The organism is Streptomyces sp. NPDC002776, assembly GCF_053592195.1.
The window spans coordinates 101,051-125,947 of sequence record NZ_JBSFVG010000013.1 but is presented as its reverse complement, the minus strand read 5'-3'; the positions used below and the strand labels follow the sequence as shown (position 1 = coordinate 125,947).

The window sequence follows — 24,897 nt, the reverse complement described above, 5'->3', positions numbered from 1 at the left end:
GGGTGATGTGAGCACGGCATGGCACATTCCGCTACCGTCCCGGGGTGGAGAAGCGGCGGAACGACGAAGTCATCGTGGTCGGCGGCGGGGTCATCGGACTGACCACCGCCGTGGTCCTGGCCGAGGGCGGGCGCCGGGTGCGGGTGTGGACGCGCGACCCCGTCGAGCGGACCACCTCGGCGGTCGCGGGCGCGCTGTGGTGGCCGTACCGGATCGAACCGCTGGCCCTGGCGCGGCAGTGGGCGCTGCGGTCCTTCGATGTCTACGAGGAGCTGGCCCGGAGCCCCGAAGCCACCGGCGTACGCATGGTCGAAGGGGTACTGGGCGAAGGGGAGCTGGACGGGGCGGACGCCTGGGCGGCCCGGCGGGTGCCGGGGCTGCGGGCCGCGCCGGACGGGGCGGGGCTGTCGGCCCGGCTGCCGCTCATCGACATGTCGACTCATCTGCCGTGGCTGCGGGAGCGGTTCCTCGGCGCGGGCGGGGAGATCGAGGCGCGGAAGGTGTCCGCGCTCAGGGAGGCGCAGGCGCCGGTCGTGGTCAACTGCACGGGGCTCGGGGCGCGGGAACTGGTGCCGGATCCGTCCGTGCGGCCGGTGCGGGGGCAGTTGGTGGTCGTTCAGAACCCGGGGATCGACACCTGGGTCACCTCCACCGACGCCTCCGGCGAGATGGCGTACTTCTTTCCGCAGCCCGGCCGGCTGCTGCTGGGCGGCACGGCGGAGGAGGGCGCCTGGTCGCTGGAGCCGGACGCGAAGGTGGCCGAGGCGATCGTGGCGCGGTGCGCCGAGCTGAGGCCGGAGATCGCCGGGGCGCGGGTGCTGGACCACCGGGTGGGGCTGCGGCCGGTGCGGGACGCGGTCCGGCTGGAGCGCGAACTCCTGCCGGACGGACGGACCTTGGTGCACAACTACGGCCATGGCGGCGCCGGAGTGACGGTGGCCTGGGGCTGCGCGGAGGAGGCGGCCGCCCTCGCCTCCCGCTGAGCGCGCTCAGGCGTGGTCGTAACCCAGCGGGTCGCCCTCCGTCTCGGTGCCCGGGCCGGGGCCGACCTTGATCTCGAAGTCGCCGTCGTACTTGCGGTGACCGGCGATCACGGCCAGGGCGACGGCTTCGCTGCCCATCTCGCGGCGCACGATGACGGGATCCCGGCGCAGATCGCGCAGCAGGGCGACGCACATGCCGATCATCACCAGGACGAAGGGCGCGGCGGCCAGGATCGTGAGGTTCTGCAGGCCGGTGAGCGCGTCACCCTGGCTGCTGCCGACGAGCAGCATGATGGCGGCGACGGCGCCGGTCACCACGCCCCAGAACACCACGACGAGACGGCCGGGTTCGAGCGCGCCCTTCTGGGAGAGGGTGCCCATCACGATGGACGCGGCGTCGGCGCCCGAGACGAAGAAGATGCCGACCAGGAGCATCACCAGCAGACTGGTGGCCGTGGCGATGGGGAACTCCTGCAGCACGCCGAAGAGTTGGCCCTCGGGGGTGTCCTCGCCGCCGAGCGCGCCGCCCTCCTTCAGCTTCATCGCCGTACCGCCGAAGACCGCGAACCAGACGAGGCTGACGGTGCTGGGCACGAGGATGACCCCGCCGACGAACTGCCGGATGGTGCGGCCCCGGCTGATCCGGGCGATGAACATGCCCACGAAGGGCGTCCAGGAGATCCACCAGGCCCAGTAGAAGACGGTCCAGCTGCCCAGCCAGTCCGCGACGCCCTCGCCGCCGCCGGCCTCGGTGCGCCCGGCGAGCTGGGGCAGGTCGCCGAGGTAGGCGAAGATCGACGTGGGCAGCAGGTCGAGCACGATGATGGTGGGGCCGGCGAGGAACACGAACACGGAGAGGATCAGGGCGAGCACCATGTTGGTGTTGGACAGCCACTGGATGCCCCGCTCGACTCCGGAGACGGCCGAGGCGACGAAGGCCAGGGTCAGTACGGCGATGATGGCGACGAGCAGGCCGTCGCTGACGTCGTCCATCCAGTCCAGCTCCTGGAAACCGGACCCGATCTGGAGGGCGCCGAGGCCCAGGGAGGCCGCGGAGCCGAATACGGTGGCGATGATCGCGAGCATGTCGATGATCCGGCCGCCGGTGCCGTTGGCGTGCCGCTCCCCGATGAGCGGGGTGAAGACGGCGCTGATGGTCTGGCGGCGGCGCCTGCGGAAGGTGCTGTAGGCGATGGCGAGGCCGACCACCGCGTAGATCGCCCAGGGGTGCAGCGTCCAGTGGAAGAGGGTGGTGGCCATCGCCGTCTCCATGCGTTCACCGGAGTTGGCGGGGTCGGTGCCCGGGGGCGGGCTCATGTAGTGCGAGAGCGGCTCGCTCACGCCGTAGAACATCAGGCCGATGCCCATGCCCGCGCTGAACATCATCGCGACCCAGGACACGGTCCGGAACTCGGGTTCCTCGCCCTCGGCACCGAGGTGGATGCGGCCGTAGCGGCTGACCGCGAGCCAGAGGGCGAAGACCACGAAGCAGGAGGCGGCGAGCATGAAGGCCCAGCCGCCGTTGTGGATCAGGCCGTTGAGCATCTTCGTGGAGACGCTCTGCAGCGAGTCGGTCGCCGTCGAGCCCCAGATCACGAAGGCCACGGTGATGACGGCGGTGACTCCGAACACCACGCGGTCGGTGTGGTGGGGGCCGGGAGGCTCCGAAGGACCTTCCCGGCCGCCCCTTTTCTTCAGGTCTTCCGTCATCTGCGGCACCTTTCAATGGAATCCGCGGGTATGCCCTATCTGCGCATCCCCTACGGCCTACCACAGGTGCCGTCCGTCAGGGCCGTTTCAGCAGTCGGTGTCGGGCTCCGCCGCCGTGAGGTGATACGGGGCGCGGGCGTCGAGGAGCAGCGGGACCAGGGCACGCAGCGACTGGCGGAGCGGGACGTAGGTGCCCCGGGTGCGCACTCCGTGCAGCGCCAGTTCGTCCTTCAGTTGGGCGTACTGATCGTCCGTCAGCCGGTAGCCGCAGGGCGGGTCCTGGATGGTCTCGGCGGGCTCGGCGGGGTCGTTGTCCGCGCCACCGACGAAGACCGGTCCGGTGTCGCGCCAGCCGGCGAGGCGGGCGGCCGCGGTCGCCGCGTCGACCTGCCGTCCCCGCTCCCCCGCGAAGGAGAACAGGCCCCGAAGGGCGGAGAGTTGGGAGTGGACCCGGCGCAGGTTGTTGACCGGCTCCGGCACCTCGGTGAGGGGTTCCACCCGGCTCTCGATGAGCAGGCCCACGGTGTGCTTGATTCCGGACATGTTGCGCAGGATGCGCTCCTGACCGTCCCCGGCGACCTGCCGGACGGGTTCACCCGTGACGGGGTCGGTCCAGATGCCGTAGGTGCCGGTCGTGTAGCCGTCGGCCCGGGCCGCGGGCCGCACGAAGTCGGAGAGCGTCCGTGCCTCCTGGTGCACGGCCGGGGCCGTGTTGAGGTTGCGCGGCCACAGGTCGAACAGGTCCTTGTCGTAGTAGGGCGGTGTACCGCCGTACTCGTGCAGGTCGTAGACCACGTCCGGCCTGCGGTCCCGGATCACCGCGGCCAGGGCCCGGCCCTCGGCGGTCCTCAGGGCGAGGTGGTCGCGGTTGATGTCGACGCCGTCGCTGTTGCCGCGGGTGTTCGCGGCCCGGCCGTCGGGGTTGGCGGTGGGCACGACGAGCACGGTCGTGCTCCGCAGCAGGCGCCGGGTGCGCTCGTCGTCGCCGTACGCCAGGTCGCGGACGGTGGTCAGGCATGCCTCGCGGCCCGAGGGCTCGTCGCCGTGCTGGCTGCACACCAGCAGGACGGTGCGGGTGGTCGGGCGGGTGCCGATGCGCACGAGCTGGAGCGGGCGGTCCTGGTCGGTGGTGCCGATCCGGCTGACCGACACCCGGTCGCTCGCCTCGTCGACGGCGGCGAGGAAGTCCTGCTCCTCGGGCTGGCTGGTCCAGCGGGCGCCGCCCGATTCCTCGAAACCGGTGCGCGGCGGGGTGTCCGCCGCGTGCGCCGGGACCGACAGCAGGGGTGCGGCGAGGACGGCCGCGATCACCGCGGCGATACGGGACTTCACGAGGCCTCCGGGATGCGCTGGGCGGTGCGCGGCTCGCGTACGCCGTCGAGGACGGCCTCGCTCGGGGCGGCGGTCGCGCCGGAGACGGCCTTGCGGAAGGCGTCGGCGCCGCCGACCAGCGGCACACGGGCCGAGGTGCGGGACAGGTCGAGCGTCAGCGTGGGGGTGGTGGACGGCGGTTCGATCAGGTCCCGGTCGGTGCCCGCGACGATCAGGGCGAGCCGGTGGCCGGCCGGGACGACATGGTCGGTGGCCGCCAGATCGAGGGTGACGGTGTACGGCGTGCCGGGGGTGAGGGGCGCTCCCCCGTACGAGGCGAGGTCGGCCCAGCCGCGGCTGAGGATCGTGTAGTCGACGTCGGCCGTCTTCGCGGCGGTCTCCTTGAAGCAGGCGCTGTCGCCTGTGCTGCTCGCGCCCCAGCAGGTCCGCTCGGTGAGGGTGGTGATGCCCTCGCCGGCGCCGGCGTAGTCGCGGATGGTGTCGGGGCCGAGGTCCACGATGACCGCCGACAGGTGGGCCGTGGCGGTGGTCGGGGTCGCGGTGACGGTGACCTTGGAGGAGCCGGACAGCCGCAGGTCGCGGGTGAGCGGTCCGGTGACGAAGCCCGCCTTGTCGGGGGTGGGCCGGTCGATGTGGGCGGCCCAGTCGGTCTCGTCGCGCGCGGGGTCGTCGGTGAAGGTCTCGGTGCCGGTGCCGCGGGTCAGGCCGAGGGTGCCGACGCCCTCCTGGGCTCCTTCGGCGGGCCGCAGGGTGGTCTTCTCGGTGCCGCGCGGGGGCCAGACGTCCGAGGTGACCCACTGGTCGGGCCGGCGCTCGATGTCGGCCATCGGTTCGTCGTCGATGCCGTTGTCGTAGCCGAGGAGTTCGTGGTCGAACCAGCGGTGCAGGGTGTTCACCCATTCGGCGCGGCGGAAGTCGAAGGGGTCGACGTGTCCGACCTGGGAGAGCCAGATCTTGCGCTCGACGCCGTTCCTGGCGAGCGCGTCCCACCACTGACCGAAGTGCTTGGCGCGGACGTTGAGGTCCTGCATGCCGTGGATCACGAAGACGCTGGCCTCGACCCGGTCGGCGTCCGGCACGTAGTTCCGCTCGCTCCACAGCGGGGTCCAGTCGCCGGTGCGCGGGGCGCCGGCGACGATCTTCTGCTGCACGGCGGCGCAGCGGGCACGGGCGTCGGGGCTCTCGACGTAGTTGGACAGCCAGTCGGGGCCCGAGTCGAAGAGCGGGGCGCCCTGGGCGAAGTAGTAGTCGTACCAGGAGGAGATGGCGCCGATGGGGACGATCGTCTCCAGGCCCTCGACCCCGGTCGCGGCGACGCCGTTGGCGATGGTGCCGTCGTAGCTCTTGCCGATCATGCCGGTCTTGCCGTTGGTCCAGTTCGTGGCCTTGGCCCGGGTGGTGCCGGTGCGGGTGGTGTACGCCTTGGCGCGGCCGTTCAGCCAGTCGACGACGGCCTTGGCGGACTGGACGTCGGAGCGCCCGCCGACGTCGACGCAGCCGTCGGAGCGGTTGGTGCCGGCCAGGTCGACGCCGACGAAGGCGTAGCCGCGGGGCACGAAGTAGTTGTCGTAGAACAGCGGCATCTGGACGACGTCGCCGTCCGCGTCGTACGTCTTCTTCTGGCTCTCGTTGCCCCGTCCGCAGCAGGAGTAGTAGGGGCTGGCGTCCATGATGACGGGCACCTTGCGGCCCTTTTGCGCGGGTTCGCTGGGGCGGACGATGTCGACGGCGACGCGGTCGGTGCGTCCGTCGGCGTCGCCGTCGAGTCCGGTGTCCACCCAGACGGCCTCGCGGATGGCGGCGTCGTAGGAGTGGACGGGTTCGCTCGTGCGCGGGGCTGCCCCGGCCGTCGCGGGTGAGAGGAGGGTGGCCATCAGGGCGGCCGTGGCCGCCGTCGCGAGCGGTCTCCAGATCATGAAGCGCGTGCGTATCGGCATGCGCGGGACGCTACCTCGGTCAACTCCCGTACAGAAGAGGGCAACAGGAAGCCGGAATGGTCACCGGGTCTTGTGGGTTCGTGTCGGCCGAATGGCGATCGTGTGACAGCCGGGCCGGTGGACACGGGCGGGGCACAGGGACTGAATAGGGTTCGAACAGCCTTCGGTCCCCTACGACTTGGAGCTTTCGTGCACCGCAGATTCTTCGCGCCGGGCGCACTCGCGGCGGCCTCCGTACTGCTGGCGATCCCGGCATCGGCCGCGAGTTCCGCCCCCGGCGCCCCGGGCATCGGCGACCCCTACTACCCGGCCTACGGCAACGGCGGATACGACGTCTCGCACTACGACCTGCGCCTGAAGTACGAGCCCGCGACCGACCGCCTGGAGGGCACCGCGACCCTGCTGGCCCGCACCACGCAGGACCTGTCGCGGTTCAACCTGGACTTCCTGCTGGACGTCGGCGAGGTGCGGGTCAATGGCGCGAAGGCGTCGTTCACCACCTCCGGCGAGCACGAGCTGGAGGTCACCCCGAAGAACCCGCTGGCCAAGGGCTCGCCCCTGACCCTCGTGGTCCGCTACAGCGGGGTGCCGTCCAGCGAGCAGGCGTACGGGTTCACCAGCTGGCACCGCACCGCGGACGGCGGGGTCGCCGCCAACGAGCCCGAGGCGGCCTGGTGGTGGTTCCCGAGCAACGACCATCCGCTCGACAAGGCCACCTACGACGTCTCGGTGCAGGTCCCGGACGGCACCCAGGCCATCTCCAACGGCACGCTGCAGTCGACGAGTTCACGCCTCGGCTGGACCCGCTGGAACTGGCGTTCCAACAAGCCGCAGGCGACGTACCTCGCCACGCTCGCGGTCGGCAGGTTCGACATCACCACCGGCCGGACCGAGAGCGGGATCCCGGTCGTCAACGCCTACAGCAAGGACCTGGGCGACAACGACGGAGCGGCCCGCGCCAGCATCGAGCGGACCGGGGAGATCGCCGACTGGCTGAGCGAGTACTTCGGGCCGTATCCCTTCAACGCGCTCGGCGGCTATGTGCCCAACACCAGCACCCGGTACGCGCTGGAGACGCAGACCCGGCCCTTCTACAGTCCGGTCCGGTTCGCGAACGGGACCAACACCTATCTGGTCGTCCACGAGCTGGCGCACCAGTGGTACGGCAACTCCGTGTCGGTCGCCGGGTGGAAGGACATCTGGATCAACGAGGGCTTCGCTCGCTACTCCGAGTGGCTGTGGTCCGAGCACGAGGGCGAGGGCACGGCGCAGGAGATCGCCGACTACGTGTACGCCACGCGCGCGGCCGACGATCCCTTCTGGACGGTGCGGCCGGGTGACCCGGGGCCGGACAACCAGTTCCACATCGCCGTCTACGACCGGGGCGCGCTGGCGCTCCAGGCGCTGCGCAACGAGATCGGGGACGAGGACTTCTTCGCGATCCTCAAGGGCTGGACGGCGAAGTACGCCCACGGGAACGCGTCCGTGGCCGACTTCCGGACGTACGCCGAGCAGGTGTCCGGGCAGCCGCTGGCGGCGTTCTTCGACACCTGGCTGTACCAGCCGTCGAAGCCGGCCGCGCCCGCGGCGCGTGCGGCGTCCATCGCGCGGGAGGCGTCGGCTCCGGCGCAGCCCAAGTCGTGGCAGAAGATCGCGGCGACGGGCGACGTGCACGAGCACTGACCGGTTCCCCGGTCACCCGGGAGCCGTTCACCCCTCGACGCCGGTCGAGGGAGGAACGGCTCCCACCGGCTCGGCCTCCGCGAGCGCACGGCTCAGCGCTGCCCGTCCCCGTGGTCGTAGACGGTGACGGGTATGCCCCGGCGCACCAGCCGCTCGGTGATCACGCGCCGGCCGATCAGGTTGGCCACCCAGAGGCACGGCTCGACCTGGACGAACTGGGCGGCGCCCAGGCCGAAGTCGTTCGCGGCGCGGTCCCGGTGCCAGGCGCGGCTACGCCTGTGCCCTCTTCCCTTCGCCGACGGTGCGGGGGCGTCACCCCGGAACTGGACGATCTCCGACGTGACGCCGCCGTAGGCGCTACTCGGTGAGCGCGGCCAACTCCTGTTCCTGGGTCTTCGCCACCCGGCGGCGGATGCCGAACCAGCCGGTCACCAGCATCGCGGCGATCAACGGGATGAGCAGCAGGGTCTTGCGGCCGACCTCGGGGTCGTTCCACATCAGGCCGAGCACGGCGAGCAGGAAGGCGATCGTGACGATCTCCGTGACCGGGCTGCCGGGGAGCCGGAAGGAGGGGCGGGCGACCAGGCCGGCCTTGGCGCGGCGCACGAACACCAGGTGGCAGATCATGATGATCACCCAGGTGCTGATGATGCCGAGGGAGGCGACGTTCAGCACGATCTCGAAGGCCTGGCTCGGCATCAGGAAGTTCAGGCCGACGCCGAGCACACACACCGCGCAGGTCAGCAGGATGCCGCCGTAGGGCACCTGGCTGCGGTTCATGCGGGCGGTGAACTTGGGCGCGGAGCCCGCCATGGCCATCGAGCGCAGGATGCGGCCGGTGGAGTACAGGCCGGAGTTGAGCGAGGACATCGCGGCGGTGAGGACCACCAGGTTCATCACGTCTCCGGCGCCCTCGACGCCGATCTTCGACAGCACGGTGACGAAGGGGCTCTCGTCGGCGGAGTACACCGAACCGGGCAGCAGCAGGGCGAGCAGGACGACCGAGCCGACGTAGAACAGGCCCACCCGCCACATGATCGAGTTCACCGCGCGCGGGACGACCTTCTCCGGCTCGGCGGTCTCGCCGGCGGCGACGCCGACCAGTTCCAGGGCGGCGTAGGCGAAGATCACGCCCTGCATGACCAGGACGACCGGCATCAGGCCGTGCGGGAGGACACCGCCGTGGTCGGTGATCACGCTCAGGCCGGGCGTGGTGCCGCCCACCTCGTGCTGGGTGGCCAGCAGGAAGATGCCGACGAACATGAACGCCACCAGCGTGGCGACCTTGATGATCGCGAACCAGAACTCCAGCTCGCCGAAGATCTTCACCGAGATCAGGTTCACCGCCAGCACCACCGCGAGGGCGATCAGGGCGAGCACCCACTGCGGGATGTCGGTGAAGGCGCTCCAGTAGTGCGTATAGAGCGCGATGGCGGTGATGTCGGCGATACCGGTCGTGGACCAGTTCAGGAAGTACATCCAGCCCGCGACGTAGGCGCCCTTCTCACCGAGGAACTCGCGCGCGTACGAGACGAAGGAACCGGAGGAGGGCCGGTACAGGACCAGCTCACCGAGGGCCCGTACGACGAAGAAGGCGAAGATCCCGCAGACCAGGTAGGCGATGGCCAGCGCCGGTCCGGCGTTGTGGAGGCGTCCTCCGGCGCCCAGGAAGAGTCCGGTGCCGATCGCTCCACCGATGGCGATCATGTTGACGTGGCGGGCCTTGAGGTCCTTGCTGTAACCGGCGTCGCCCGCATCCGCGGGCGCCTGGGCCGCCAGGGTGGGGGGTGCGGCCTGTGCCGTGTCCACGGCGTCCTTGCTCACGGGGGTACCACTCTCTGGTGCGCCCGAGCGGATCGCGCTCGGGTGTGCCGGACGTACGTATGGCCCGCGCCCTCGGTAAGAGCACAGACCAAGGCGCCACTTTCCCTCATGGGCGGCGGCTCACGCGGTGGCGGAGTTCACAGAGCGGTACATCTCACATGATCCGCACATGACGTCCCGGGGAACTCCCCGTGATCGGCACCGTGCGCCCGGGCAGGTGTCACAGCAGTGGTGAGACAGCGATACTGCTGCACATGAAGACCGACGCCGAGGACCCCACCCTCACCATCGACGAGCTGGCCGCGCGGGCGGGCGTCACGGTGCGTACCGTGCGGTTCTACGGCACCAAGGGGCTGCTGCCGCCGCCGGTGATCGGTCCGCGTCGGGTGGGGCACTACGGGCCGGAGCATGTGGCGCGGCTGGCGCTGATCGAGGAGCTTCAGCAGCAGGGGATGACGCTGGCGGCGATCGAGCGGTACATGCAGCGCCTGCCGCCGGGGCTGAGCCCCGACGATCTCGCCATCCACCGGGCCGTGGTGGCCTCCTGGGCCCCGGACGCCGTGGAGACGGTGACGCGCGCGGAGCTGGAGCGGCGAGCGGGGCGGGAGCTGGCCGACGAGGACGTGCGGCGGCTGGCCGCGATGGGCGTCGTCGGGGCCGACGGGGAGAGGTTCCGGGTGGACGTCGGGCTGCTGCGGCTCGGGGTGCGGCTGCTCGACATGCCGCTGTCGCAGGACGCGATCCTGGCCGCGCGGAAGGTGCTGATCGACCACTCCCGGGCCGCCGCGCACGAGCTGTCACAGCTGTTCCGCGGCGAGGTCTCCGAGCGTGCGGCCCAGGACGTGAAGTCGCTCTCGTCCGACATGCAACCGCTGGTGGTACAGGCGCTGTTGACCTCCTTCCAGCGGTCGCTGAAGGAGGAGCTGCGGGAGTGGGTCAAGGCGGCGGACCCGTCGGAGACGGACGGGTCCGCCTGAGCCGCGGGGTGCGTCACGCGTCCGTGAACCGCTCCCCCTGCTCCGCCTTCTCCACCAGCAGCGCCGGCGGCAGGAAACGGTCCCCGTAGCGGTCCGCCAGCTCACGCGCGCGTGCCACGAAGCCGGGCAGGCCGCCCTCGTAGCCGTTGATGTACTGCAGGACGCCGCCCGTCCAGCCGGGGAAGCCGATGCCGAAGATCGAGCCGATGTTGGCGTCGGCGACCGAGGTCAGGACGCCCTCCTCCAGGAGGCGGACGGTGTCCAGGGCCTCCGAGAAGAGCATGCGTTCCTGCATGTCCCTGAACGGGATCTGGGCGCCCTCGCGGGTGAAGTGTTCGCGCAGGCCGGGCCAGATCCCCACCCGCTTGCCGGTCTCGTCGTAGTCGTAGAAGCCCGCTCCGCCGCTGCGGCCCGGCCTGCCGAACTCGTCGACCATCCGGTCGATCACGGCCTCCGCGGGGTGCGTCGGCCAGGTGCCGCCCGCCTCTTCCACGGCCCGCTTGGACTCGTTGCGGATCTTGCGCGGGAGCGTGAGCGTCAGTTCGTCCATCAGGGAGAGGACCTTGGCCGGGTAGCCCGCCTGGGCCGCCGCCTGTTCGACGGAGGCCGGCTCGATGCCCTCGCCCACCATCGCGACGCCCTCGTTGATGAAGTGGCCGATGACCCGGGAGGTGAAGAAGCCGCGCGAGTCGTTGACCACGATCGGGGTCTTGTTGATCTGGCGCACCAGGTCGAAGGCCCTGGCCAGCGCCTCCTCACCGGTCCGCTCCCCCTTGATGATCTCGACCAGCGGCATCTTGTCGACCGGCGAGAAGAAGTGCAGTCCGATGAAGTCCGACTGCCGCTCCACGCCTTCGGCGAGGGCGGTGATCGGCAGCGTGGAGGTGTTGGAGCACAGCAGCGCGTCCGGCTCGACGAGGTGCTGGATCTCCTGGAAGACCTTGTGCTTCAGCTCCGGGCTCTCGAAGACCGCCTCGATCACCGCGTCGCAGCCCGCCACGTCCTGCGGGTCGGCCGTCGGCGTGATGCGGGCCAGCAGCGCGTCCGCCTTCTCCTGGGTCGTACGGCCCCGGCTCACGGCCTTCGCGCAGAGCTTCTCGGAGTAGCCCTTGCCCTTGACGGCGGCTTCCAGGGCCACGTCCTTGAGGACGACGTCGATGCCCGCGCGGGCGCAGGAGTACGCGATGCCCGCGCCCATCATCCCGGCCCCGAGGACGGCGACCTTGCGGACCTGGCGCGCCTCGACGCCCTTGGGGCGGTTCGCGCCGGAGTTGACGGCCTGGAGGTCGAAGAAGAACGCCTGGATCATGTTCTTCGAGGTCTGTCCCGCGGCCAGTTCGACGAAGTAGCGCGCCTCGATGACCTGCGCGGTCTCGAAGTCGACCTGGGCGCCCTCCACCGCCGCCGCGAGGATGTTGCGCGGGGCCGGGTAGGGGGCGCCGCCCGTCTGCTTGCGCAGACCGGCCGGGAAGGCGGGCAGGTTGGCGGCGAACTTGGGGTTCGCGGGGGTGCCGCCGGGGATGCGGTAGCCGGGCCGGTCCCAGGGCTGCCGGGACTCGGGGTTGGCCTCGATGAAGGCGCGGGCCTTGGCGAGCATGTCCTCGTGGGTGGCGGCCACGTCGTCGACCAGGCCGTTGTCGCAAGCGCGCCGCGGGTCGTACTGGGTGCCCTGGAGGAGGACCTTCAGCAGGGCGTCGGCGATGCCCAGCAGGCGGACGGTGCGGACCACGCCGCCGCCGCCCGGGAGCAGGCCGAGGGTGACCTCGGGGCAGCCGATCTTCGAGCCGGGCGCGTCCAGGGCGATGCGGTGGTGGCAGGCCAGGGCGATCTCGTAACCGCCGCCGAGGGCTGCGCCGTTGAGGGCGGCGACGACCGGCTTGCCGAGGGTCTCGATGCGGCGCAGGTTCCGCTTGATCGCCAGGCCGCCGTCGAACAGCTCCTGGGCCGTGTCGGGGGTGACCCGGATCAGGTCGCGCAGGTCGCCGCCGGCGAAGAAGGTCTTCTTGGCGGAGGTGATGATGACACCGCGGATGGTGTCCTGCTCGGCCTCCAGCCGGTCGGTGACCTGGGCGAGGGAGCCGCGGAAGGCCTGGTTCATGGTGTTGGCGGACTGGTCGGGGTCGTCGAGGACGAGGGTGACGACACCGGTGCGGTCCTGTTCCCAGCGGATGGTGGTGGTCATGAGGGGGTCTCCGTAGAAGTCTCGTGTGGCCGCTGGGGAGTTCAGACGCGTTCGACGACGGTGGCGATGCCCATGCCGCCGCCGACGCAGAGGGTGGCGAGGCCGTAGCGCTTGTCCTGGCGCTCCAGTTCGTCGACGAGGGTGCCGAGGATCATCGCGCCGGTGGCGCCGAGCGGGTGGCCGAGGGCGATCGCGCCGCCGTTGACGTTGACCTTGTCCAGGGACAGGCCCATGTCCTTGACGAAGCGCAGGACGACCGCCGCGAACGCCTCGTTGATCTCGACCAGATCGATGTCGTCGATGGTCAGCCCGGCCTTCGCCAGCGCCTTGCGGGTGGCCGGGGCCGGGCCGGTGAGCATGATCGTGGGCTCGGAGCCGGAGACGGCCGCGGAGACGATCCGCGCGCGCGGGGCGAGTCCGTACCGCTCGCCGACCTCCCGGGAGCCGATGGCGACGAGCGCGGCGCCGTCGACGATGCCGGAGGAGTTGCCCGCGTGGTGGACGTGGTCGATCTTCTCGACCCAGTGGTATTTCTGCAGCGCCACGGCGTCGAAGCCGCCCAGGTCGCCGATGTCCGCGAAGGACGGCTTCAGCTTCGCCAGGGAGTCGGCGGTGGTGCCGGGGCGCAGGTGCTCGTCGTGGTCGAGGACGACCAGGCCGCTGCGGTCCTTCACCGGGACGACCGACCGCTCGAAGCGGGCCTCCTTCCAGGCGGTGGCCGCGCGCTCCTGGGAGAGGGCGGCGTACTCGTCGACGTCCCGCCGGGAGAAGCCCTCGATGGTGGCGATCAGGTCGGCGCCGATGCCCTGCGGCACGAAGTCGACGGCCAGGTTGGTCATCGGGTCGTTGAACCAGGCGCCGCCGTCGCTGCCCATCGGCACCCGGGACATGGACTCCACACCGCCCGCCAGGACCAGGTCCTCCCAGCCCGAACGGACCTTCATGGCGGCCATGTTGACCGCCTCCAGGCCCGACGCACAGAAGCGGTTCTCCTGGACGCCGGCCACCGTGTCCGGCAGGCCCGCGGCGACGGCGGCGATCCGGGCGATGTCGGAGCCCTGGTCGCCGACCGGGCCGACGACGCCCAGCACGATGTCGTCGATCGCGGCCGGGTCCAGGCCGGGGAAGCGGTCGCGGATCTCGTGGATGAGTCCGACGACCAGGTCGATGGGCTTGGTGCCGTGCAGGGCGCCGTTCGCCTTGCCGCGCCCGCGCGGGGTGCGGATCGCGTCGTACACGTACGCTTCGGTGCTCACGAGGAAGCCTTTCGGTGAGGGTCGGCCGGGCGACTGTGCGTCAGCCGAGCAGGGAGCGGCCGATGATCTCCTTCATGATCTCGGTCGTCCCGCCGTAGATGGTCTGGATACGTCCGTCGGTGAAGGCCCGGGCCACGGGGTATTCGCTCATGTAGCCGTAGCCGCCGTGCAGTTGCAGACAGCGGTCGGCGACGCGCTTCTGCAGTTCGGTCGCCCACCACTTGGCCATGGAGGCGTCGACGGCGTCCAGTGCGCCGTCCGCGTGCTCCTCGACGCAGCGGTCGAGGAAGGTGCGGGTGACGGCGCACTCGGTGGCCATCTCCGCGATCTCGAACCGGATGTGCTGCTTGGTGGCCAGCGGCCGGCCGAAGGCCTCGCGCTCCTTGACGTACCGGGTGGTGATCTCCAGCAGGTGCTCCGCGCCCGCGATGGCGGCGACCGCGATGCTCAGGCGCTCCTGGGCGAGGTTGGTCATCAGGTGCACGAAGGCGCCGTTGAGCTCGCCGAGGAGGTTCTCCTTGGGCACGCGCACGTCGTCGAAGAACAACTCGGCCGTGTCCTGCGCCTTCTGGCCGATCTTGTCGAGGTTGCGGCCGCGCTCGAAGCCCTCCGCGCCGCGTTCGACGACCAGCAGGGACAGCCCGTGCGCGCCGCCCTCCGGGGTGGTCTTCGCCACCACGATCACCAGGTCGGCGAGGATGCCGTTGGAGATGAACGTCTTGGAGCCGTTGAGCAGCCAGTGGTCGCCGCGGTCCTCGGCGTGCGTCCGGATGCCCTGGAGGTCGGAGCCCGCGCCCGGCTCGGTCATGGCGATGGCCGTGATCAGCGAGCCGTCGCAGAAGCCGGGCAACCAGCGGCGTTTCTGCTCCTCGGTGGCGAGCCCGGTCAGATACGGGCCGATGATGTCGTTGTGCAGTCCGAGCGCCAGCCCGGGAGTGCCCGCGCGGGTGAACTCCTCGGCCATGACGGCGCTGTAGCGGAAGTCGGCGGTGCCGCCGCCCCCGTACTCCTCGGGTACGGCGAGGCCGAGCAGGCCCTGCTTGCCGGCCGCGCGCCAGGCGTCGCGGGAGGTGATTCCGTCCTTCTCCCACTGGTCGTAGAAGGGCAGCACCTCCTTGGCGAGGAAGCTGCGCACGGTCTCGCGGAACGCGTCGTGCTCGTCGGAGAAGATCCGCCGCTTCATTCGAGGCCCTTCGTCAGATCGGGTACGTCCCAGTCGCGCGCCACGTCCGCGGTGTCGGCGCCCGGCCGGGCGGGCCCGGAGCGCACGGCGGTGGGGGTGGCGGAGAAACGGGGCGCGGGCGCGGGCTGGGTGATGCCGCCGTGGTCGGTGAAGGTGCCGCGGGCGGCCAGATGCGGGTCGTGCGGGGCCTCGGTCAGCGACAGGACGGGCGCCACGCAGGCGTCGGAGCCGGCGAAGACGTCCGTCCACTCGGCCCGGGTGCGGGTCCTGAAGCGGGCGGTGACCGCCGTGCGCAGGTCGCCCCAGCGGGTCCAGTCCCGGCGGGCGTCGGCGTACCCCTCGAGGCCGAGCAGGTCCAGGAAGGTGTCGTAGAACTGCGGCTCCAGGGCGCCGACCGCCATGTACGCGCCGTCGGCCGTCTCGTAGGTGCCGTAGTACGGGCAGCCCCCGTCCAGGAGGTTGGCGGCGCGGCGGTCCTGCCAGCCGCCGGCGGCGAGCATGCCGTGGATCATCGCGGAGAGGTGGGCGGTGCCGTCCACGATCGCCGCGTCCACGACCTGGCCGGTGCCGGTGGCGCGGGCGTGGTGCAGGGCGGCGAGGACGCCGACGACGAGGTACAGGGAGCCGCCCGCGTAGTCACCGAGGAGGTTGGCCGGGGCGGGCGGGGGCTCCCCGGGGGCGCCGATCATGCCGAGGGTGCCGGTGCGGGCGATGTACGCGATGTCGTGCCCGGCGCGCTGGGCGAGCGGGCCGTCCTGGCCCCAGCCGGTCATCCGGCCGTAGACGAGCCGGGGGTTGCGGGCCCGGCAGGGGTCGGGGCCCACGCCGAGCCGTTCGGCGACTCCGGGGCGGTAGCCCTCGATCAGGACGTCCGCGCGGGCGGCGAGGCCGAGCACGCGCGCGGGGCCGTCGGGGGCCTTCAGGTCGACGATCACCGAGCGCTTGTTGCGGTTGGTGACGTCGTACGCGGGATCGATCGCGAGTGCCGGGCCGCCGGGGCGGTCCACGCGCACGACGTCGGCCCCGAGGTCGGCGAGGAGCATCGCGGCGAACGGGCCGGGCCCGATGCCGGCCAGCTCCACGACGCGTACGCCGGTGAGCGGGCCGTGTCCTGGCGTCATTGCCATCCGGTCCCCAGGGTAGGTGTGACAGTAATGATGTAACACCAAGGATGTTAGGAACTTGCCCCGGCGAGCACAAGAGGTGGGCGAGCAAGCGCTTAGTGAACGGTATCCGGTGGCGGCGGCGCCGGGCGCGACGAGGGCGAACTGGCGTACTTTCTCCCCCTTCTTCGGGGCGTTCCGGTCCACGGCCGTCCGCTGCCTGCCGGGCTCCTCGCCGGGCTCCGCACACCTCACGCTAGCCTCGGCCACCGACAACGGCGCGTGGTGAGGGACCGAGAGGTGTCATGAGCAGGCTGAACGAGGCGGACCGTCCCTACGACATCGTGCTCTTCGGGGCCACCGGCTTCGCCGGGGCGCTCACCGCGGAGTACCTGGCGGCGCACGCGCCCGAGGGGCTGCGCTGGGCGGTGGCGGGCCGTGACGCGACGAAGCTGGAACGGCTGCGGGAGCGGCTGCCCGGGGGCGAGCAGGTTGGTGTACTGCGCGCGGACGTGGCGGATCCCGGGTCGGTGCGGGAACTCGCCCGGCACGCACGCGTGGTGGCCACCACGGTGGGCCCCTATGTGCGGTACGGCGAGGAGCTCGTCGCCGCCTGCGCGGACAGCGGCACGGACTACCTCGACCTGTGCGGTGAGCCGGAGTTCGTGGACCTGATGTACGTGCGGCACGACGCACGCGCGCGTGAGACGGGCGCCCGGCTCGTGCACGCGGCCGGGTTCGACTCCGTCCCGCACGATCTGGGCGCTTGGTTCACGGTCCGGCAGCTGCCGGAGGGGGTGCCGCTGACGGTGGACGGGTTCGTCACCGCGGACGCCATGTTCTCGGGCGGGACGTTCGCCTCGGCGCTGGGGCAGTTCGCACGGGGGCGCCAGATGATCGCCGCGGCGCGGGACCGGCACCGGCACGAGCCGCGGCTGGTGGGCCGCCGGGCCCTCGCCCCCACGGGCCTGCCCCGGTTCGCCGGGGAGGTGGGCGCCTGGGCGCTGCCGCTGCCGACCATCGACCCGCAGATCGTCCGCCGCTCCGCCAAGGCCCTGGACCGCTACGGCCCCGACTTCCGCTACCGGCACTACGCGGCCGTACGGCATCTGCCCGTCGCCGTGGCCGGTGTGGCGGGCGTGGGCGGCCTGGCCGCTGCCGCCCAGCTGCCGCCTGCGCGCCGGTGGCTGTCGGACCGGCTCAGGCCGGGGGACGGGCCGAGCCCTGAGAAGCGGGCGAAGAGCTGGTTCTCGGTGCGGTTCGTCGGACAGGGCGGTGGCCGCCGGGTCTTCACCGAGGTCTCGGGCGGGGACCCCGGCTACGACGAGACGGCGAAGATGCTCGCCGAGTCGGCGCTCTGCCTCGCCTTCGACGAACTGCCACCGACCGCCGGGCAGGTCACCACGGTCACCGCCATGGGCGACGCACTGACCGAACGGCTCCGGCGCGCCGGAATCGTCTTCCGGGTGGCCGCGAGCCGCTAGCCCCTACAGGGGCCACTGGGCCACGGTGTAGATCATCCCGCAGATCCACCCGAGCCCCGCCAGCACCGCGAGCACGAGCACGACCGTCACGGCCCGCTCGACGGGCCGCTCGGGATCGGCGAGGGGCTTCGGCGAACGCCTGGAGGCGGTACGCCGGGAAGCCCCCCGCTGAGAGGTCATGCGGTGCGAGGCCACACGGTGCGACGTCATGCGCCCAGCCTGCCGACCGGGCGGGGCGCGGACATCCGTACGGGTACTCAGACGACGTACTCAGATCCCGGGTGCTCGGTCGACGTGGTCCGCCGGGGGCCGGTCCCCCAGCGCGGCTTCGAGGCGGGCCCGGAGAGCGGGGTCGGGGGAGGCGGCCGCGATCCGGCAGGCGAGCGGGCCGATGTCCCAGCCCGCATGATGGTCGAAGTACGGCGGCGGACCCGCCGCGTTGTGGGCGACCTTGGCCACCTGCTCCGCGAGCCGGAACACCAGCTGGTCCTCGGCCCCGGTCCCGGCTCCCCGCACCCGTCCGAAAAGCCCGCCCAGGCCACCGGGTTGCGCTGGGACTCGAAGAGAGTGCGCCCTCAGGAACGGGTCTTGTCGGCACGCGCGCGTGCGGCGAGTTGCTCGTCCGGTGTCGTCGCCTCGCGCAGGGTCCGGCGGCAGAGGGCGTCTGCTGTGCGGGTGGTTTCCGGGAGGCGGTAGGCCGGGGTGAGGGCGAGGGTGTGGGCGCAGGCCGTGGCGAGGGCGACGCGGTGGCCGGTGGAGACGAAGACGGGTTTCACGGACTCCCGGGTGCGCAGGGCACGGCCGACCTCCTCCGGGCCCGCGAGCAGGGGGGACGAGGATCCTCGGGGCGCGTCCGGCTCGTCGTAGGAGAAGGTGAAGGGGTTCTTGGCGACGCCGATGGTGGGCAGGCCGGTGAGGACGCCGAGGTGGCTGGCGAGGCCGAAGCGGCGGGGGTGGGCGAGGCCGTAGCCGTCGCAGACCACCAGGCCGGGGTCGCAGGAGAGCGCGCCGAGGGCGGCCAGGACCGTGGGGATCTCCCGGAAGGCCAGCAGGCCCGGCACGTACGGGAAGGAGATCCGGCCGACGGCGGTCGCCTCCGCGACGACCTCCAGGGTCGCCGCGTCCAGGACGACGGCCGCCGCCGCCACGACGTCCCGCTCGTCGTCGTAGGCCACGTCGACGCCGGTGACGTGCCCGGTGCCGGGCGGCGGGCCCGGCTCGTCCAGCACCACGCGTGCGCGCAGCTCGTCCTGGACGGCACGGGCCTCTTCCTCGGTGGCGGGCCAGCCCGCGGGGATGCGTACGGTCGTCATGATGCCGACGAGCGTACGGCCCCCTCGGTCAGCTCTTGTCACCCAGGGCGCGCTTGAGCTGGCTCTTGTTCATGTCCGAACGGCCGTGCACGTTGCGGCGCTTGGCCTCCTCGTACAGCTGGTCGTACGTGGGGCCCTGGGAGCCCTTGCCGGACCGCTGGCCGCCCCGCTTGCCGGACGACATGTCCTGGGTCGAGGTGCGGCCGGCCGTCTTGGACTCGCCGGAGCGGGCGCGTTCCTTGTTCACCGTGCGGGCGGCGATCTCCTTGGCCCGCCCGGTGCTCTCGCCGCGCTCCTGCGCGCTCTTCTTGATGTGCTCGTACTGGCGTTCCCGCTTGGGACTCGAACCGCTGGGCATGTGCGCTCACTCCTTCCGCGGTCGGCGGCCGAGTACCCACATTCGAGATCACCTCTCCAGACGGGCCGCGCGTCCCTTCTCGCCGGCCGCCCAGCAGCCGAGGTCGGGCGTGCAGTCGACGGTGTCGTACGAGCCGGTGTCGACGGTCCGCCAGGTGCGGCCGCCGTCCGTGGTCAGGTCGGTGCCGGTGGGGCCGACCGCGAGGGCGGCGGTGCGGCTGTGCGGGAGCCAGGCGACGCCCGAGCGGTAGGCGCTGACCGGGGCCGCGGCGGGCCGCCAGCCGGCGCCGCCGTCCCGGGTGCGGGCCGCCGCGCTCGGGGAGCTCTGGTCGGGGCGGTAGTCGCCGCCGACGGCGAGCCCGTGGGCCCGGTCGCGGAAGGCGAGGGCGAAGACACCCCGGGCGGGGTCCCCGGCCGGGATCGGGGTGTCGGCGGCGGTCCAGGTCCGTCCGCGGTCGGCGGAGTGCAGCACACGCGCGCGTGCGGCGCCGCCGGTGGCCAGCCAGACGTCCTTGGACCCGGCCGTCACCAGGCACTGGCCACTGGCCGCGAACCCGGCCTCGCCCGGCAGCGCGCCGGGCATCCCGTCCTGGGGCAGGACCGTCCAGGACCGGCCGCCGTCGGCCGTGGACAGGATGCGGAACCTGCCCTCCACCGGGTCGCTCATCGCGAGGCCGTGGCGGCGGTCGAAGAAGGCCATGCAGTCGTAGAAGGCGCGCGGGTCGGTATTGCGGAACGCCTCGGTCCAGGTCGCCCCGCCGTCGTCGGTGCGGTACACCCGGGACGCCTCGCCCTCCCCGATGGCGAGCACCACGGCCCGGCGCGCGTCGAACGCCTCGACGTCCCGGAACTGAAGCTCCCCGGCCCCCGGCGGCGAGACGTTCCGCCAGCTCGCCCCGCCGTCCGTGGTGCGCAGCACCGTACCGGCACTCCCGGCCAGCCAGGCGGTGTCCCGATCGACGGCCGCGAGCCCGCGGAACCGCACGGTGGGGCTGCCGGTGTCCTTGAGCGCCCAGCGGAGGGACGACTGCCCGTGCGAGGAAGCCTCCTCGTGCGTCTGCGCAGGCGCGTGGGCCTGCGCCGGGACGGCTGTCAGCGCGGCCAGCGCCGCCGTGCCCACCACCCCCGCGGCCGTCGTGCGAAACGTGCGTCCCCGGTGCCGCGTGTTCCCCAAGGCCCTCATGGCGGGGGAAGCTAGTCCACCCCTACGGCGCCGTCCAGACCGCCTCGGCAGCCTCATGCCGGCAGACCGCCTCGGTAGCCACATGCAGTCCAGGCCGCCTCAGTAGCCACATAAGGCCTCCACAACACCAACAGACGAACCCCGCCACTCCAGTGCATGAAAGGCGGTGACCGAGGTCACTCGACCCCGGTGTGCACGGATTCCTCGATTCCGTCGTCTCTTACAGTGCCCGGCCATCCCGGAGCCCCGTCCAGCCGTCGCAAGGGAGCAAGGCGTTGTCCTACGTCATCGAGCAGCTCGTAGAGGCCCGTCTCGTCGCCGCCGCCCCGCGGGTGTCGAGCATCCCCGCCACGCTGCACTACGACCGGCGCGACCCGTTCGCCGTCCGCATGACCTTCCCGGCCCCGGCCACGCTGGAGGGCGTCGAGGTCTGCTGGACCTTCAGCCGGGAGCTCCTCACCGACGGGATGCGCGAGAACGTGGGCCACGGCGACGTCCGCGTCCGGCCCTACGGCTACGACCGCACGGTCCTGGAGTTCCACGCCCCCGAGGGCACGGCCGTCGTGCACGTGCGCAGCGGTGAGATCCGCCGGTTCCTGGAGGCCACCGGCGAGCTGGTCCCGGTCGGCCTGGAACACCTCCAGCTCGACCTGGACCACGACCTGGCCGAACTGATGCGGGACGCCTGCTAGCGGGCGCTGCCCAGCAGGGAGCCCAGCTCACCGTGGTCGGCTCCGCCCGCGAGTGTCCCGCAGGTCCCCGCGCCGGGCAGCTCCCGCGCGGCGCGCGGAACGAGGGCGTGGACGGCCTGGGCTATTCCCGAGCCGACGCTGACGCGCGCCACGCCGAGCGAGGCCGGCTCGGGCACGGTCGGCGCGCCGGGGCCCGCCGGCACGTTCAGGGGCTCGTCGATCCCGTCGACGAGCAGCTTCACGGTTCCCGGGTCGACGGCCCCGGGGACGAAGATCCGGTCGGCGCCCGCGGCGAGGAAGGCGGCGGCCCGCTCCAGGGTGGCGTCCACTCCCCCGGCGCCCCGCAGGAACGTGTCGATGGGTGGATTGACGAACAGCGGCACCTCCTCGGCATCGGCGGCGATCCGCTCCGCCTGCTCGGGAACGGGACGCAGCGGCCCCGCGCCGGGCTCGTACCGGGCCGGTTGCGCCACTGCACGCCCTGCGTGGTGATGGTGCGGGTACGGCCGTCGTCTTGGGGTCGCTGCCCGCGAGGGCACTCGCCTGCGCGGCCGTCTGCCGGGCCAGCAGATCTCCACCGGGCTCTATGCGTTCACCGGGCGCAGCGGCCCCGCGCCGGGCTCGTACCGGGCGTCCTCGATGTTCACGCCCACCGCGCCGAGCGTGAGCAGCGCCCGGACCGTCCCGGCGACGCCCGCCGGATCCTCGGCCTATCCGCTGTCGATGTCCGCGCTCACGGGCACCGCCACGGCGGCGGCGAGGGCCGCGAGGGCTCGGCCGCGGTCCACCCGGCCGCCGTCCGCGGCACCGAGGTCCCGGGCGAGCCCAGCGCTCGTGGTGGCCAGGGCGGGGGCGCCGGCGTCCGCGACGACGCGCGCACCGGCGGTGTCCCAGGCGTTCGGCAGCACCAGCGGGGTGCCCGGGACGTGCAGGGAGCGGAAGGCGGGAGCGCGCTCGCGGAGGGAGGAGTCCTTCGTCGTGCGCCGACCCGACCAGTTCGACTGGGCACGGTCCGGCAGGAATCCGGCAGGAATCCGGCAGGGACGTACCGCCCGGGACGCGGAGCTTCCCGGCGTGCTCAGGCGCTCGGCGTGTGCGCCGCGACGTCACGGACCAGGCTGGTCAGCGGGCCGCGGGTGTGCCAGCCCAGGGACGCGTACAGCGCGCGCCCTTCGGTCGTCGCGGCCAGCACGGCGTCCGAGGCGCCCGCGGCGACGGCGGTGTTCGCCAGAGTCCGCATGACCAGACTGCCGAGTCCCCTGCGGCGGTGGGCCGCGGAGGTCTCGACCTGGTCGACCACGGCCCTCCGCCCGGGGCCGGGCACCACGACCTGGCCACGGGCCGCGAAGGCGCCGTCCTCGGTCAGGACGAGCACGCGGGTGACACCGCCCCTGGTCCAGGTACGCGTCCGGTATCCGGCGGGCACCCCGGCGGCGGCGGACCGCAGCGGGGCGGTCATCAGGAAGCCGTCGTCCTCGAAGCGCCAGCCGGGCGCCACCCAGGGGGCGACGGTCCGCCGCGGCAGGAAAACCTTCAGCCATATGCCAGGCGCCGTGGCCGCCTCCGTCAGTTTGCGGACCAGCGCCTCGTCGGCATCGGGCAGGACATGCCGGGTGACGTGGCCGGTCAGCCCCACGTCGACGGTGAAGCCCCAGGGCTCGGCGACCGGCGGCGCGGCTCCGCGGGAGACGACCCAGCCCTCCACCCACGAACGTACGAGTTCGGCGTCCATACGGATCCCCCCGTAATAGGCAAAGACGGTGAGTGCATATTACGCGATGGCTGTCTGCCCCTTGTGCCGGCTCGCATTAATTCCGTTGACAGCCCTTCCGCCCCTTCCTACGGTGTACAGCGGTCCTGTTGCCGTCGATTGGAGAAGGACGTTGCTCGTCTGAGGTCCTGAGACACCCGCCGTCACGCCCCCTGTGGTGTGGCTGCCGTGTGCGACCTCGGCGTTCGAGCCGTCCTCCGGAACAGGGCCTTTGCGCTGCCCTCCCGAGGCCTCTCCGCGGGTCGCAGGTGTCTCGATACGCGTTTGCCCTTGTCGCGTCGAGCAACCGCGGAGGCCCGCATGTCACCTTCCATCACCTGTACGTCCCTCGCCTTCACCTGGCCCGACGGCACCCCCGTCTTCGAGGGCCTCGACACCGCCTTCGGCCCCGGCCGCACCGGGCTCGTCGGAGTGAACGGCTCGGGGAAATCCACCCTGCTGAAGCTCATCGCCGGTGAGCTCACCCCCGCCGACGGCACCGTCCGTGTCGCGGGCGAGGTCGGCTACCTGCCGCAGAACATCACGCTCGACACCGGCCTCAAGGTCGACGAGGCCCTCGGCATCGCCGACCGGCGCGCCGCGCTCCACGCCATCGAGGCGGGCGACGTGTCCGAGGCGCACTTCGAGACCGTCGGCGACGACTGGGACGTGGAGGAGCGAGCCCTCGTCACGCTCGCCGAACTCGGCCTCGCCCACATCCAGTTGGACCGCACGGTCGGCGAGGTGTCCGGCGGCGAGTCGGTGCTGCTGCGGCTCGCCGCGCTGCTGCTGCGCCGCCCGGACGTCCTGCTCCTGGACGAGCCGACCAACAACCTCGACCTGTACGCGCGCCGGAGGCTGTACGCCGCGGTCTCCGCCTGGCCGGGGGTCCTGGTCGTGGTCAGCCACGACCGCGAACTCCTCGACCTCGTCGACCAGATCGCCGATCTGCGCGCCGGGGAGATCACCTGGTACGGCGGCAACTACTCGGCGTACGAGGAGGCACTCGCGGTGGAACAGGAGGCGGCCGAGCGGATGGTGCGGGTCGCCGAGGCCGATCTGAAGAAGCAGAAGCGCGAACTGACCGACGCCCAGGTCAAGTTGGCACGCCGCAAGCGGTACGGCCAGAAGATGTGGGACCAGAAGCGCGAGCCGAAGATCATCATGGGGGCGCGCAAGCGGGCGGCGCAGGAGTCCGCGGGCAAGCACCGGATCATGCACGAGGAGAAGCTCGCCGAGGCCAAGGAGCGGCTCGACGAGGCGGTGGAGGCCGTATGGGACGACGACGTGATCCGCGTCGACCTGCCGTACACGGCCGTACCGCCGGGCCGTGAAGTGCTCACGCTGCTGGATCTGGAACTGGCCCACGGGGCGCGTGTGGCGGGCGGGTTCGATCTGCGCGGGCCGGAGCGGATCGCGCTGATCGGGCGCAACGGCTCGGGCAAGACCACGCTGCTGCGCACCATCGCCGGGGAGTTGGAGCCGGTGTCGGGCGAGGTCCGCACGCATGTGCCGATGCGGTTCCTGCCGCAGCGGCTCGATGTCCTGGACGGCGAGCGGACCGTCGCCGAGAACGTGGCCCGGTTCGCGCCGGCCGCCACCAACAACCGGATCCGGGCGCGGCTGGCCCGCTTCCTGTTCCGGGGCGCCCGCGCCGACCAGAAGGCGGCCACGCTCTCCGGCGGCGAACGCTTCCGGGCGGCACTGGCGGCGCTGATGCTGGCCGAGCCCGCCCCGCAGTTGCTGATGCTGGACGAGCCGACGAACAACCTGGACATGGCGAGCGTACGGCAGCTCACCACGGCCCTGGAGTCGTACGAGGGAGCGCTGATCGTGGCCAGCCACGACCTGCCGTTCCTGCAGTCCCTCGGCATCACCCGCTGGCTGCTGCTCGACGGAGAACTGAAGGAAATCACGCCAGAGGCTGTCGGGTATCCCGCCTAGCGTC

Annotated in this window: 21 protein-coding genes and 2 pseudogenes; 6 read left to right on the top strand and 17 right to left on the bottom strand. The window is 72.0% G+C overall.

Annotation, left to right across the window (positions count from 1 at the left end):
* Positions 1-44 precede the first annotated feature (44 nt).
* Complete coding sequence (locus tag ACWD11_RS25135; protein WP_451285652.1) at positions 45-983, top strand: FAD-dependent oxidoreductase; 939 nt, start codon at positions 45-47, stop codon at positions 981-983.
* A 6-nt stretch (positions 984-989) separates the two neighbouring features.
* On the opposite strand, the gene ACWD11_RS25130 is transcribed toward ACWD11_RS25135, so the two are convergent.
* The 3 genes from ACWD11_RS25130 to ACWD11_RS25120 form a co-directional block, all read right to left on the bottom strand.
* The gene (locus tag ACWD11_RS25130) at positions 990-2,693 is read right to left on the bottom strand and encodes a BCCT family transporter (RefSeq protein ID WP_451285650.1); all 1,704 of its coding nucleotides are present in this window, start codon (positions 2,691-2,693) and stop codon (positions 990-992) included.
* Between the two features lie 87 nt (positions 2,694-2,780).
* Entirely contained in the window at positions 2,781-4,025 is a 1,245-nt protein-coding gene (locus ACWD11_RS25125) for a M14 family metallopeptidase (protein WP_451285648.1), read from the bottom strand.
* Positions 4,022-5,962 (bottom strand): Xaa-Pro dipeptidyl-peptidase, encoded by a 1,941-nt coding sequence (locus ACWD11_RS25120; RefSeq protein ID WP_451285646.1) that lies wholly within the window; start codon positions 5,960-5,962, stop codon positions 4,022-4,024. Before ACWD11_RS25120 ends, ACWD11_RS25125 begins: the two co-directional genes overlap by 4 nt.
* Positions 5,963-6,151: 189 nt before the next feature.
* On the opposite strand from ACWD11_RS25120, the gene ACWD11_RS25115 reads away from it, so the two are divergent.
* Positions 6,152-7,645, top strand: coding sequence for a M1 family metallopeptidase (locus tag ACWD11_RS25115; protein WP_451285644.1), 1,494 nt, complete (start codon positions 6,152-6,154; stop codon positions 7,643-7,645).
* A gap of 92 nt (positions 7,646-7,737) precedes the next feature.
* Here ACWD11_RS25115 and ACWD11_RS25110 read toward each other — a convergent pair whose 3' ends face one another.
* Positions 7,738-7,977: a hypothetical protein gene (locus ACWD11_RS25110; protein WP_451285772.1), complete on the bottom strand. Its 240-nt coding sequence runs from the start codon at positions 7,975-7,977 to the stop codon at positions 7,738-7,740.
* 25 nt (positions 7,978-8,002) lie between these two features.
* Positions 8,003-9,469, bottom strand: a complete 1,467-nt coding sequence (locus tag ACWD11_RS25105) for an amino acid permease (RefSeq protein WP_389419111.1) — start codon at positions 9,467-9,469, stop codon at positions 8,003-8,005.
* A 254-nt stretch (positions 9,470-9,723) separates the two neighbouring features.
* Here ACWD11_RS25105 and ACWD11_RS25100 point away from each other — a divergent pair, with 254 nt between their 5' ends.
* Entirely contained in the window at positions 9,724-10,446 is a 723-nt protein-coding gene (locus ACWD11_RS25100; RefSeq protein ID WP_389419112.1) for a MerR family transcriptional regulator, read from the top strand.
* 13 nt (positions 10,447-10,459) lie between these two features.
* Here ACWD11_RS25100 and ACWD11_RS25095 read toward each other — a convergent pair whose 3' ends face one another.
* From ACWD11_RS25095 to ACWD11_RS25080, 4 genes are read right to left on the bottom strand one after another with little or no spacing between them, the layout of a single operon-like run.
* Positions 10,460-12,628, bottom strand: a complete 2,169-nt coding sequence (locus ACWD11_RS25095) for a 3-hydroxyacyl-CoA dehydrogenase NAD-binding domain-containing protein (protein ID WP_451285641.1) — start codon at positions 12,626-12,628, stop codon at positions 10,460-10,462.
* A gap of 41 nt (positions 12,629-12,669) precedes the next feature.
* Positions 12,670-13,884 carry an acetyl-CoA C-acetyltransferase gene (locus ACWD11_RS25090; protein WP_389419114.1) on the bottom strand — a complete coding sequence of 405 codons (1,215 nt, stop codon included), beginning with the start codon at positions 13,882-13,884 and terminating at the stop codon, positions 12,670-12,672.
* A 40-nt stretch (positions 13,885-13,924) separates the two neighbouring features.
* Positions 13,925-15,067 carry an acyl-CoA dehydrogenase family protein gene (locus ACWD11_RS25085; RefSeq protein WP_451285639.1) on the bottom strand — a complete coding sequence of 381 codons (1,143 nt, stop codon included), beginning with the start codon at positions 15,065-15,067 and terminating at the stop codon, positions 13,925-13,927.
* Positions 15,064-16,194, bottom strand: a complete 1,131-nt coding sequence (locus ACWD11_RS25080) for a CaiB/BaiF CoA transferase family protein (protein WP_389419116.1) — start codon at positions 16,192-16,194, stop codon at positions 15,064-15,066. The genes ACWD11_RS25085 and ACWD11_RS25080 overlap by 4 nt, the downstream gene beginning before the upstream one ends.
* A 281-nt stretch (positions 16,195-16,475) precedes the next feature.
* Between ACWD11_RS25080 and ACWD11_RS25075 the strand changes: the two genes are divergently transcribed.
* Positions 16,476-17,654, top strand: a complete 1,179-nt coding sequence (locus tag ACWD11_RS25075; protein ID WP_451285637.1) for a saccharopine dehydrogenase family protein — start codon at positions 16,476-16,478, stop codon at positions 17,652-17,654.
* Positions 17,655-17,657: 3 nt separating this feature from the next.
* Here ACWD11_RS25075 and mmpA read toward each other — a convergent pair whose 3' ends face one another.
* The 5 genes from mmpA to ACWD11_RS25050 form a co-directional block, all read right to left on the bottom strand.
* On the bottom strand, positions 17,658-17,834 hold the full coding sequence (gene mmpA, locus ACWD11_RS25070) for a morphogenic membrane protein MmpA (RefSeq protein WP_389419223.1): 177 nt from the start codon (positions 17,832-17,834) through the stop codon (positions 17,658-17,660).
* Positions 17,835-17,924: 90 nt separating this feature from the next.
* Entirely contained in the window at positions 17,925-18,134 is a 210-nt protein-coding gene (locus ACWD11_RS25065) for a hypothetical protein (RefSeq protein WP_389419118.1), read from the bottom strand.
* A 95-nt stretch (positions 18,135-18,229) separates the two neighbouring features.
* On the bottom strand, positions 18,230-18,967 hold the full coding sequence (locus ACWD11_RS25060) for an endonuclease V (RefSeq protein ID WP_451285635.1): 738 nt from the start codon (positions 18,965-18,967) through the stop codon (positions 18,230-18,232).
* Positions 18,968-18,995: 28 nt separating this feature from the next.
* Positions 18,996-19,325 (bottom strand): plasmid stabilization protein, encoded by a 330-nt coding sequence (locus ACWD11_RS25055; RefSeq protein WP_389419120.1) that lies wholly within the window; start codon positions 19,323-19,325, stop codon positions 18,996-18,998.
* 48 nt (positions 19,326-19,373) lie between these two features.
* Complete coding sequence (locus ACWD11_RS25050) at positions 19,374-20,507, bottom strand: WD40/YVTN/BNR-like repeat-containing protein (RefSeq protein WP_451285633.1); 1,134 nt, start codon at positions 20,505-20,507, stop codon at positions 19,374-19,376.
* A 275-nt stretch (positions 20,508-20,782) separates the two neighbouring features.
* On the opposite strand from ACWD11_RS25050, the gene ACWD11_RS25045 reads away from it, so the two are divergent.
* Positions 20,783-21,199 (top strand): spore wall synthesis regulator SsgD, encoded by a 417-nt coding sequence (locus ACWD11_RS25045; RefSeq protein ID WP_389419122.1) that lies wholly within the window; start codon positions 20,783-20,785, stop codon positions 21,197-21,199.
* Here ACWD11_RS25045 and ACWD11_RS25040 read toward each other — a convergent pair.
* From ACWD11_RS25040 to ACWD11_RS25030, 3 genes and pseudogenes are all read right to left on the bottom strand, one after another.
* Positions 21,196-21,642: pseudogene (locus tag ACWD11_RS25040) on the bottom strand (isocitrate lyase/phosphoenolpyruvate mutase family protein); the annotation flags it as partial. The gene ACWD11_RS25045 and the pseudogene ACWD11_RS25040 overlap by 4 nt on opposite strands.
* A gap of 177 nt (positions 21,643-21,819) precedes the next feature.
* A pseudogene (locus ACWD11_RS25035) lies at positions 21,820-22,131 on the bottom strand (isocitrate lyase/phosphoenolpyruvate mutase family protein); the annotation flags it as partial.
* A gap of 146 nt (positions 22,132-22,277) precedes the next feature.
* Entirely contained in the window at positions 22,278-22,931 is a 654-nt protein-coding gene (locus ACWD11_RS25030) for a GNAT family N-acetyltransferase (protein ID WP_389419123.1), read from the bottom strand.
* Between the two features lie 339 nt (positions 22,932-23,270).
* On the opposite strand from ACWD11_RS25030, the gene ACWD11_RS25025 reads away from it, so the two are divergent.
* A complete protein-coding gene (locus ACWD11_RS25025; protein ID WP_451285630.1) occupies positions 23,271-24,893 on the top strand; it encodes an ABC-F family ATP-binding cassette domain-containing protein in 1,623 nt (540 codons plus the stop codon).
* The last annotated feature ends 4 nt before the right edge of the window (positions 24,894-24,897 follow it).